This is a genomic window from Streptomyces sp. NPDC005181 (genome assembly GCF_040608395.1).
In the GTDB taxonomy this organism is placed as follows: Bacteria; Actinomycetota; Actinomycetes; order Streptomycetales; family Streptomycetaceae; genus Streptomyces.
On record NZ_JBEXID010000076.1, the window covers coordinates 22,289 to 32,440 of the forward strand.

Below are 10,152 nucleotides of genomic sequence, written 5' to 3' on the forward strand. Positions count from 1 at the left end.
CGGAGCGTTCAACGGCGCCACGCCGGACGGGGAGCGGCGCAGCGCCGGTTACTCAGCGACGCAGCGCCGGATGGTCGGCGACCACCGTGCAGGATCCCGGGGCGATCTCCGTGAACCCGGCGTCGCGCACCACCGGCAGTCCACTCACGGTGAGTTCCGCCCAGCGGGCGGCGTCCGGGGTGGCGACGGAGAGCGGGAACCCGGCCTCGCGCCATGCCTTGCGCTCCGTCTCCGACAGCTCCCACCAGGCGAGCTGCGCGCCGTGCCCGGCCTGCGCCATCTCCTTGCCCGCGGACATGCCGAGCTCCGGGTTCAGCCACAGCACCGGGGCGGACGGGTCGGGTGCGGCGGGCGGCTCGGGGTCGGCCAGGTCCGTGCCCGACACCTGGAGCTTGGCCAGCTCCTTCGGCCAGCCGTCCAGCGGCACCGGCGGGAACACCCGCACCTCGGCGCTCTCGCCCGTGACCGTGATGCCGGGCAGGGCGGACGCCTTTCGCCACTCCGCGCCGCGCGCCCGCCGCACGACCTTGCGGATCCGCGCGTCCTGCCAGTCGCGGATGACCTGCGCCCACTCGCCCTCGCCGACGGACCGCTCGTCGGAGAGCATCACGAGGACGGCGCGGGCGGCGGTCCGCAGTGCGTCGGTGCGGGCCGGGGGGTCGGTCTTCTCGATGTGCACGACCAGCGGCAGTACGTACTGCGGGGCGTCGTCCCGGCTGTTCCGCTCGGACTGGAACGGGGAGACGGGTATGGACGCGGGGCCCGGCCGGGCCGGGGAGTCCGACCCGGCGGAGGAGTCCGGCCGGGACAGGGGCGGGGAGGTGCCATTGCTGCTCACTCGTCCCAGTCTGCCAGCCGCCCCTCTCCCGGGCTTCCCGGCTCCTTGGCGGAATGGATCGCTCCAGGTGAGGATGCACCGCATGAAGAGCGATCTCTTTTCCAGCGAGAACATGGTCCAGCCGGCAACTGCCCCCGGAATGACTTTGCAGAACGCCAAGTCCATCAAGTACGCCGTCAACGGCGAGATGCACGCACGCCAGGGGTCGATGGTCGCCTTCCGCGGTGATCTGCAGTTCGAGCGCAAGGGGCAGGGCCTCGGCGGCATGCTCAAGCGGGCTGTCACCGGAGAGGGGCTGCCGCTGATGGCGGTCCGCGGCCAGGGCGAGGCGTGGTTCGCGCACGAGGCCGCCAACTGCTTCATCGTGGAGATGGAGCAGGGCGACGTCCTCACCATCAACGGCCGCAACGTCCTGTGTTTCGACGCCACGCTCTCGTACGAGATCAAGACGGTGAAGGGTGCCGGCATGACCGGCGGCGGAATCTTCAACAGCGTCTTCAGCGGGTACGGCAAGCTCGGCCTGATGTGTGAGGGGCATCCCATAGTGATCCCGGTCACAGCTCATCAGCCGGTGTGCGTCGATACGGACGCCGTGGTCGGCTGGAGCAGCCAGCTGACCACGTCGCTGCACCGCTCGCAGAGCTTCGGCTCGATGATCCGCGGCGGCTCCGGGGAGGCCGTCCAGTTGAGGCTGGACGGCGAGGGATTCGTGATCGTACGGCCCAGCGAGCTCAAGCCCGAGAAGGCCTCGGCCAACTGAACCTGACCGGGGTGGGCCGCCGCTGCGGTCCACGTTCCCGTCCTGCCGCTGATCTGCGCCGCTGCTGTGGCCGCCGCGGTGGGGACGGTCGTCTGCCGGCTCACTTCGCTGCGCGGGTGAGTAGGCTCGTGCGCATGGACGAGTCGTACTGCGAGACGCCCGGCGTGAGGCCGACCACGGTGGCCTCCGGCACACCGGAATCGGAACCTCCGTATGCCGAGTGCGTGCTGTGCCGGAAGCCCACCGAGTATCCGGAGTCGGTCAAGGGAATCACCCTCTGCCCGGTCTGCGAGTGGCAGGAGGCCCAGCGCACGGCCTGCTCGGGCTAGGTGTTCTGTCCACGCACCGGTGACCAGGACTCTTGTGACCACTCTCGTGCTCCTACGCGTATGCGCGCACGGCGACGATGTGTGCCGACGCGGCTCCGTTGGTTGCCCCGACGACGATCCTCGCCGCCGCCGTGGTGTCTCGACCCACTGCTTCTCGCCGGCGGCGACCTGGACCGTGGACGTGGAGACGAGGCGGCGGGGGACGTAGTTCTGGCCGAGCTCCGGGTCGTACAGCTCGATGACGAGTTCGGTACCCCGTTCGGCGTCGACGAGCAGTTGGAGACCGGTCAGCTCCGGGTCGGCCGGCAGCACGAGACCCGCGTCCGCCGTCAGGGGCCACCGCTCCTGAGGCGTCTCGACGGTGAGCGCGGTCAGGGTGGACGAGGCCGTCGCGGTGGCGCGCAGCGCGAGATCGGCCGGGTCCGTCGAGGCGAGACCGATGACGGAGGCGTCCTCCCGCAGCAGCGTCCGCTGGAGTGCCGCGACCTCCAGCTCGCGCGGGGTGACACCCTCCGCGGCGCAGAGCGCGGCGGCCGTGCCCGCAGCCTGCCCGATCGTGGCGCAGGTCGCCATGACCCGGGTCGAGCCGAACGCGACATGGCTGGCGGAGATGTTGCGCCCGGCGAAGAGCAGGTTCGACGTGTTCACCGAATACAGACTGCGGTACGGAATGTGGTAAATGCCGTCCGCGTAACGCTGCTTGGCGCCGGACTCCGCGGCGTACATGCCCTGCGGCGGATGCAGATCGATGGACCAGCCGCCGAAGGCGACCCGGTCGGCGAACTCGGTCTGGCCGAGAATGTCGCCCTGGTGGAGGACGTAGTCGCCGAGGAAGCGCCGGTACTCGCGCTTGCCGGGCAGCGACCCCACCCACTCCAGCGTCATGTTCTCGGAGTCGAACTTCCCCGAGTTCTTGATGTGGTCCCAGATGCCGTGGATGACCGACCACAGTTATGTGGCGATCCAGGAGCATCAGACCGACCCCGAGCCGGCCATCGCCGCGCTCTTCGCGCAACGGCCCACGGTCGTCCCGGGGCGGGTCGAGCGCAGCGACCTGCCGGGGATCGTCGTCGTCATCGACCGGGACGAGGCCCGGAAGTACCAGGCCTCCGCCGCCGAGCGACCGCACCTGCGCACGACGGACGGGTCCTTCACCAACTGGTAGGCGCCGCGGACCGGTCCGGTACGGGGGCGGCGGACCGCGCTGCCCGCTGCCCCCGTAGTGCTCAGCGCATCAGCGCCAAGGGCCCGTCACGGCGAACGTCGTCCCCGGGGTGTAGCAGTTCACGAACATCGTTCCGCCGTCCGGCGCGATGGTGACCCCGGCGAACTCGCCCCACTCCGGCTCTTCCGGCGTACCGATGTTCTGCCGACCGCGCGCCGTCGCGTACACCTCGCCGCCGCGCGTCACACCGAACACATGCTGGGCGCCGTTGCCGTCCTCGCACACCATCAGCCCGCCGTCGGACGCCAGGCAGATGTTGTCGGGGGACTCGCCGGGCAGCTGGACGTCCGTACCCGGGCCGAAGACGACCACCAGGGTGAGGCGGCGGCGCTTCGGCTCGTACCGCCACACCTGGCCGAAGTGGTCGGCCGCCGAGCCCGCCGCGCTCTGCGCGAAGCTGGAGACGAAGTAGACCGACGAGCCGCCCCAGTAGCAGCCTTCCAGCTTCTGGGCGTGCGTGATGCCCTTCGGCCCGAAGTCCTGCAGCCGGATGGGCGTCCCCGCGGCCTGCGGATCCGGTACGGGCACCCACTCGATCCGGTCGAAGCTCGCACCGGTCTCCTGGATGACGGAGAGGTCGGGGACGCCGGGCACCCGCATGGCCTGCAGTTCGCCGCCGGCCCGCAAGGAGCCCGTGCCGCCCAGCGGTTTCTCCGGGAGAAAGCGGTAGAACAGTCCGAACGGCTTCTCGAACGCGTCCTCCGTCTCGTAGACGATTCCGTTGTTCGGGTCGATCGCGATGGCCTCGTGCTGGAACCGGCCCATCGCGGTGAGCGGCACGGCTCCGGTGCGGTGCGGGTCGGCGCCATCCACCTCGAAGATGAAGCCGTGGTCCTTGGTGTAGCCGTTGGTACCGGCCCGGTCGTCGGTCTCCTCGCAGGTCAGCCAGGTGTTCCAAGGGGTGCGGCCGCCCGCGCAGTTCACCGCGGTGCCGGCGATGGCCACGCGTTCGCCGAGGACGGCGCCGCGGCTGTCGAGCTCGAGTGCTGTGCAGCCGCCCTTGCCCATCGGGTCGTAGGTGAGGCCCTCGACGGCCGGGACCGCGATCTTCGCGGTGACCCGGTTCTCGTGGTTGCGGACGAGGTGGACGCGGCCCCGGTGGCCGGCGAAGGCGGCCATGCCGTCGTGGTTGCTGGGGACCAAACCCTCGCCGGAGCGCAGTCGGTCGCCCTCCCGGGACAGCACCCGGTAGCGGAACCCCTTCGGCAGATCGAGCAGGCCGTCCGGGTCGGGGACCAGCGGTCCGTAGCCGCTGTGGCCACGGGCGGCGGCGGTGCCCGCGAAGAGTTCGGAGAAAGCCCCGGCGAAGGCGATCGAGACAGCGGTCGCACCGCTGCCGGCCAGGACCTGTCGTCGTGTTGCGAGTCGTCGTGCTGGTGCAGATGACATGAGGCAACTCCCTGCTGGCGGACAGGAGAAGTGACCCGCATGTGTGTACCACGCGTATCGCCGCGCGGGAACCATGCGGGCCACCGAGAGGGCCGGCGACGGGGGGGCCTGCCGTGGCCCGTGGGATCAGACGAGCGAAGCGGTCAGCGTGATCGTCGTGCCCGTGAGCGCCTGGCTGACCGGGCAGTTCGCCTTGGCGTCCTCGGCTGCCTTGATGAAGCCCGCCTCGTCGAGACCGGGCACCTCGCCCTGCACGGTGAGGTGGATGCCGGTGATGCCGGTGCCGGGCTGGAAGGTGACCTCGGCCTGGGTGTTCAGCCGGGTCGGCGCATTGCCGGCCGTGGTCAGACCGTTGGAAAGCGCCATCGAGAAGCAGCTGGAGTGCGCCGCCGCGATGAGCTCCTCCGGGCTGGTCTTGCCGTTCGCCTTCTCCGCGCGGGACGGCCACGACACCTCGTAGTCCCCGATGCCGGAGGAGTCGAAGGTGACAACGCCCTTGCCCTCGATCAGGTTGCCTTCCCAGACCGTGTGTGCCTGACGCGTGGTTGCCATGCTGGTTCCCTTCGGATGGTGGAGTTACCGCATCCGAACCTACTGCGCCACCAGTCCCTTTGCGTCGCGCGCCAGCGCCGTCAGCCGGGAGATCGCCCGGAAGTACTTCTTCCGGTACCCCCCGTTCAGCATCTCGTCGCTGAACAGCCGGTCGAACGGGAGCCCGGAGGCGAGCACCGGTATCTCCCGGTCGTACAGCCGGTCGGCGAGCACCACGAGCCGCAGCGCCGTCGACTGGTCCGGCACCGGCTGCACGTCGGTGAGGCAGGCCGCCCGGATGCCGTCCGTCAGCGCGCCGTAGCGGCTGGGATGGACACGGGCCAGATGGGCGAGCAGCGACGGGAAGTCGTCCAGGCTCGCACCCCCGGTGGCGTACGCCGCCCTGGTGACCTGCTCGTCGGAGTACGGGGCGGGGGCCTCGGGCAGTCCGCGGTGCCGGTAGTCCTCGCCGTCGATCCGCAGGGGGCGGAAGTGGGAGGACAGGCCCTGGATCTCCCGCAGGAAGTCGGCGGCGGCGAAGCGCCCCTCGCCGAGCTTGCCCGGCAGCGTGTTGGAGGTGGCGGCCAGCGCGACTCCCGCCTCGACCAGCCTGCTGAGCAGCGACGACACCAGGACGGTGTCGCCCGGGTCGTCGAGTTCGAACTCGTCGATGCAGAGCAGCCGGTGCCCGCTGAGTGTCTGCACGGTCTGCTGGAAGCCCAGGGCGCCCACCAGATTTGTCAGCTCCACGAAGGTGCCGAACGCTTTGAGCGACGGGGCGGCGGGCGTGGCGTGCCAGAGCGAGGCCAGCAGATGCGTCTTGCCGACGCCGTAACCGCCGTCGAGATACACGCCGAGCGGCCCGGCCACCGGCGCCGGCTTTCTGAACCACTTGCGCTTGCCCGCACCCGTCGCGTGCGCACCGCCGAGTCCGGTCGCGAACCCGCCGAGGACCTTGACCGCGTCCACCTGGCTCGGCTGGCCGGGGTCGGGGACGTAGGTGTCGAAGCGCACCGAGTCGAAGCGTGGCGGCGGCACCATCTCGGCGACCAGACGGTCGGCAGGGACATGCGGCTCAAGGGCGCACAGGGACAGCGGGGCCGTTTCGGCTATGGGGCTCTGCCCAGGCACGGCGGTGGAGGACGACACAACTGTCAAGCTTAAGCGCCGTGCGACACTGCACGAATGCGACGCCTGTTCCCTGTGACCGACCAGACACCGGCTGCCGAAGAAGGGGAGTGGAGCCTGGACGAGCTCGCCGACGCCTATGCGTACCCCGCAGGGGATGGCCCGTGGCTGCGCGCCAACATGGTTTCCACGCTCGACGGCGCCGCCCAGCACGACGGCCGCTCGCAGCCGATCTCCTGCGAGACGGACATGCGGATCTTCGGTACGTTGCGCGGCCTGGCCGATGTCGTCGTGGCGGGTGCGGAGACGGTACGCATGGAGGGTTACCGGCCCGCCCGGGCCCGGGAGGCCTTCGCCGCGCGGCGGGCGGCTGCCGGGCAGGGGCCCGCACCGGCGGTCGCCGTCGTCAGCAGCAGCCTGGATCTGGACTTCTCTCTTCCGCTCTTCGTCTCGCCGCTCGTCCCGACCCTCGTTCTCACCGGCGCCGGCGCGCCGGTGGACCGGATCGAAGCGGCCCGGAGGGCGGGCGCCGAGGTGGTGATCGCGGGGGAGGGCTCCCGGGTGGATCCCGCCAGGGCCGTACGGGAACTCGCGGACCGCGGGTTCAAGCGGCAGCTGGCGGAGGGCGGACCCCGGCTGCTCGGTCAGTTCGTCGCCGCCGGGGTGCTGGACGAGCTGTGTCTGACCCTCTCGCCGATGCTGACCGCCGGAGACGCCCAGCGGATCGCCGGTGGCCCGTCGGTGGCGGTGCCGGAACGATTCACCCTGGCGTCGCTGCTGGAAGAGGCCGGGTTCCTCTTCACTCGGTACCGTCGGATCTGACAATCAGCGGAATATTTCGTTCCGGTTAGCTTCCGGTGGGCACAATAGCTCTCGCAGACCCCGTGCGGGCACGGGAATGACGGTTTCAGCAGCGGCCTGCGACGGCCGACGAAGCAGAAGGGCGCCTGTGGTGTTCACCAGCGTTTTGATGATCGAGAAGCCCCTCACTTCCGAGGACGTCGAGTTCGTCACGACCCTCCACGGGGACGAGGGGACCTCGTTCGTCGTACTGATGCAGCCGCGCGGTGACCAGGCCGACGTACTGCTGCGCGCCATCGACGACGTGGCGATCGGCGAGCTGAAGGAAGCGGCCCGCGAGCTCGGGGAGCCCGAGGGCAAGGACGCCAGGCAGTCGGCCGAGCTGGCGCTCGAGGTCTCGCTCGCCGCGCTGCGCAAGGCAGGCTCCGACGCGGTCGGACAGGTGGTCGAGGACCACCCGCTGGACAAGCTGAAGTCCGTGGTCGACGAGGCAGGGGCCGACGAGGTCATCGTCCTGACCGCGCCGCACTACGTGGAGGAGTTCTTCCACCGCGACTGGGCGTCCAGGGCCCGGCACAAGGTCGGCGTACCTGTGCTCAAACTCTTCGCGCACAGCGAATAGGCTGGGGGCGTCGCACCACAACTTTTGGGAGATATGCGCATGGCACCCGGTATTCCTGCCGCCATGGAACGACCGCACTTCATCGGCATCGGCGGCGCCGGAATGTCAGGCGTCGCGAAGATTCTCGCCCGGCGCGGCGCGAAGGTCGCGGGCAGCGACGCCAAGGAGTCCGGTACGGCCGAGGCCCTGCGGGCACTGGGCGCGACGGTCCACATCGGGCACGCCGCCGGTCATCTGGCGGACGACGCGTCCTGCGTCGTCGTCTCCAGCGCCATCCGCGCCGACAACCCGGAGCTGCTGCGCGCCGCCGAGCTGTCGATCCCCGTCGTGCACCGTTCGGACGCGCTCGCCTCGTTGATGCAGGGCCTGCGTGCCATCGCCGTCGCCGGCACCCACGGCAAGACGACCACCACGTCGATGCTGGCCGTCGCCCTCTCCGAGCTGGGCCTCGACCCTTCGTATGCCATCGGCGGCGACCTCGCGGGCCCCGGCACGAACGCGACGCACGGCGAGGGCGACATCTTCGTCGCCGAGGCCGACGAGAGCGACCGCAGCTTCCAGAAGTACGACCCCGAGGTCGCGATCGTCCTCAATGTCGAGCTGGACCACCATGCGAATTACGCTTCGATGGACGAGATCTACGACTCCTTCGAGACGTTCGCCGGGAAGATCGTCCCCGGCGGCACCCTGGTCGTCTCCGCCGACCAGTCCGGCGCGGTCGAGCTGACGAGGCGCGTACGTGACCTCTCCTCCCTCAACATCGTCACGTACGGCGAGTCCGAGACCGCCGACGTACGCGTCCACAAGATCACCCCGCGCGGTCTGACCAGCGAAGTCACGGTCATCCTGAACGGCAAGTTCCTCACGTTCACGGTCTCCGTACCGGGCAGCCACTACGCCCACAACGCGGTCGCCGCCCTTGCCGCCGGTGTCGCACTGGGCATCCCGGCGCACAACCTGGCCTCCGCGCTCGGCAAGTACACCGGGGTCAAGCGCCGCCTCCAGCTCAAGGGCGAAGCGGCGGGCGTCCAGGTCATCGACTCGTACGCGCACCACCCGACGGAGATGACCGCCGACCTCGAAGCGATGCGCGGCGCCGCTTCCGAATCGCGCCTCCTGGTCGTCTTCCAGCCGCACCTCTTCTCCCGCACCCAGGAGCTCGGTACGGAGATGGGCCAGGCCCTCGCCCTCGCCGACGCCTCCGTGGTCCTGGACATCTACCCGGCCCGCGAGGACCCGATCCCGGGCGTCACCAGCACCCTGATCATCGACGCGGCAAAGGCGGCCGGCGCCGACGTCACCGCCGTCCACGACCAAGCGGTGGTCCCCGAGGTCGTCGCGGGAATGGCGAAGCCCGGCGACCTCGTCCTCACCATGGGGGCGGGCGACGTCACGGACCTCGGCCCGCAGATCCTGGACCACCTGTCGAGCTGAGGGAGCCACTGTGTCGTACGACATCGAGAAGCCGGACGAGGAATGGCGGGCGGAGCTGACACCCGCCGAGTACGCGGTCCTGCGCCAGGCCGGCACCGAACCGGCCTTCGTCGGTGAGTACACCGACACCAAGACGGCCGGCGTCTACTCCTGCCGGGCCTGCGGCGCCGAGCTGTTCCGCTCGGACACGAAGTTCGAGTCGCACTGCGGCTGGCCGTCCTTCTACGACCCGAAGGACACGGACGCGGTCGAACTGATCCAGGACCGCAGCCTCGGCATGGCCCGCACCGAGGTGCGGTGCGCACGCTGCGGCTCCCACCTGGGGCATGTGTTCGAGGGCGAGGGCTACCCGACGCCGACGGACCAGCGGTACTGCATCAACTCGATCTCGCTGCGCCTGGCGCCGGACGAGAGCTGACACGACGCCCGGCTGCGGGGGCAGGCCCTCCGCCGCCGGTCAGTCGTCCTCGGGCGTCTCGGGGCGCAGCAGCGGGTGGGTGACGCCGGGGAACACCCGGGCCCTGACCACCGGCTCCGCGGCTCCGCCCTGCACCACCGTCGCGGCGACGCCCCAGGAGCGGCCGCGCAGGACCACGGTCAGCGTGTACGAGGACGAGCAGCCCATGCAGTCGTACCGGTCCGCCCACGTCTCCACCTCGGTGACGCTGCCGGGGTAGCGCGCCACGTGCCGGTGCCGGGCATGGCAGCGCCCGCACGTCTCGCCCGGCTCGCACGTCCCGCCGCACGGGCACGGCACATCGAGGGAGTCCGCCGGGCGCCAGCGCTGGGTGAGGACGGCGTCACGGGTGGCGCCCATGTCCTTCATCGCCTTCAGATTGCGGGCGGCGACGTTGTACGACTCGCCGGTGGCGGCCATCCGGTCGCGGATGACGTCCTTGCGTCCGCGGTTCGTCGTCATGAGTTCCTCCTGGGTATACGCAGCCCGCCAGGAGGCCCACGAAGTCGTTCTCCTACGGTACCTGCCGCCCGCACCGCCGGGCCCCGCACACCCAGGGCTTGATCAAGTTCCGTAGGTGTCCGGATCGTTGGTGATGCCCAGGATGGGGAGTGCTCGTTGGGGCTCGTCGCGGATCG

At 70.3% G+C, this 10,152-nt stretch carries 12 protein-coding genes and 1 pseudogene; 7 read left to right on the forward strand and 6 right to left on the reverse strand.

The genetic code is table 11. The features are described 5' to 3' along the window. Positions 1–52 precede the first annotated feature (52 nt). Positions 53–838, reverse strand: coding sequence for a peptidyl-tRNA hydrolase (locus ABZV38_RS31645; RefSeq protein ID WP_356331874.1), 786 nt, complete (start codon positions 836–838; stop codon positions 53–55). A gap of 82 nt (positions 839–920) precedes the next feature. Here ABZV38_RS31645 and ABZV38_RS31650 point away from each other — a divergent pair, with 82 nt between their 5' ends. Both ABZV38_RS31650 and ABZV38_RS31655 read left to right on the forward strand, forming a co-directional pair. Continuing rightward, on the forward strand, positions 921–1,598 hold the full coding sequence (locus ABZV38_RS31650) for an AIM24 family protein (RefSeq protein WP_356331875.1): 678 nt from the start codon (positions 921–923) through the stop codon (positions 1,596–1,598). A 134-nt stretch (positions 1,599–1,732) separates the two neighbouring features. Further along, positions 1,733–1,927 carry a hypothetical protein gene (locus ABZV38_RS31655; protein WP_356331886.1) on the forward strand — a complete coding sequence of 65 codons (195 nt, stop codon included), beginning with the start codon at positions 1,733–1,735 and terminating at the stop codon, positions 1,925–1,927. A gap of 522 nt (positions 1,928–2,449) precedes the next feature. Here ABZV38_RS31655 and ABZV38_RS31660 read toward each other — a convergent pair. Then, a pseudogene (locus tag ABZV38_RS31660) lies at positions 2,450–2,812 on the reverse strand (FAD-dependent oxidoreductase); the annotation flags it as partial. Between ABZV38_RS31660 and ABZV38_RS31665 the strand changes: the two are divergent. Further along, a complete protein-coding gene (locus tag ABZV38_RS31665) occupies positions 2,811–3,092 on the forward strand; it encodes a hypothetical protein (RefSeq protein WP_356331876.1) in 282 nt (93 codons plus the stop codon). The pseudogene ABZV38_RS31660 and the gene ABZV38_RS31665 overlap by 2 nt on opposite strands. 69 nt (positions 3,093–3,161) lie before the next feature. Here the strand turns inward: ABZV38_RS31665 and ABZV38_RS31670 are convergent, their stop codons facing one another. The 3 genes from ABZV38_RS31670 to zapE form a co-directional block, all read right to left on the reverse strand. Beyond that, the gene (locus tag ABZV38_RS31670; RefSeq protein WP_356331877.1) at positions 3,162–4,541 is read right to left on the reverse strand and encodes an alkaline phosphatase PhoX; all 1,380 of its coding nucleotides are present in this window, start codon (positions 4,539–4,541) and stop codon (positions 3,162–3,164) included. Positions 4,542–4,667: 126 nt separating this feature from the next. Continuing rightward, a complete protein-coding gene (locus ABZV38_RS31675) occupies positions 4,668–5,093 on the reverse strand; it encodes an OsmC family protein (protein ID WP_356331878.1) in 426 nt (141 codons plus the stop codon). A gap of 39 nt (positions 5,094–5,132) precedes the next feature. After that, entirely contained in the window at positions 5,133–6,221 is a 1,089-nt protein-coding gene (zapE, locus tag ABZV38_RS31680; protein ID WP_356331879.1) for a cell division protein ZapE, read from the reverse strand. 36 nt (positions 6,222–6,257) lie between these two features. Between zapE and ABZV38_RS31685 the strand changes: the two genes are divergently transcribed. The 4 genes from ABZV38_RS31685 (at position 6,258) to msrB (ending at position 9,475) form a co-directional block, all read left to right on the forward strand. After that, positions 6,258–7,022, forward strand: a complete 765-nt coding sequence (locus ABZV38_RS31685) for a pyrimidine reductase family protein (protein ID WP_356331880.1) — start codon at positions 6,258–6,260, stop codon at positions 7,020–7,022. A 148-nt stretch (positions 7,023–7,170) separates the two neighbouring features. Next, positions 7,171–7,623, forward strand: coding sequence for an indole-3-glycerol phosphate synthase (locus ABZV38_RS31690; RefSeq protein ID WP_356331881.1), 453 nt, complete (start codon positions 7,171–7,173; stop codon positions 7,621–7,623). A gap of 39 nt (positions 7,624–7,662) precedes the next feature. Beyond that, positions 7,663–9,057: a UDP-N-acetylmuramate--L-alanine ligase gene (murC, locus tag ABZV38_RS31695; protein WP_356331882.1), complete on the forward strand. Its 1,395-nt coding sequence runs from the start codon at positions 7,663–7,665 to the stop codon at positions 9,055–9,057. Positions 9,058–9,067: 10 nt separating this feature from the next. After that, positions 9,068–9,475 carry a peptide-methionine (R)-S-oxide reductase MsrB gene (msrB, locus tag ABZV38_RS31700; protein ID WP_356331883.1) on the forward strand — a complete coding sequence of 136 codons (408 nt, stop codon included), beginning with the start codon at positions 9,068–9,070 and terminating at the stop codon, positions 9,473–9,475. 39 nt (positions 9,476–9,514) lie between these two features. Here the strand turns inward: msrB and ABZV38_RS31705 are convergent, their stop codons facing one another. Continuing rightward, entirely contained in the window at positions 9,515–9,976 is a 462-nt protein-coding gene (locus tag ABZV38_RS31705) for a hypothetical protein (RefSeq protein WP_356331884.1), read from the reverse strand. Between the last annotated feature and the right edge of the window lie 176 nt (positions 9,977–10,152).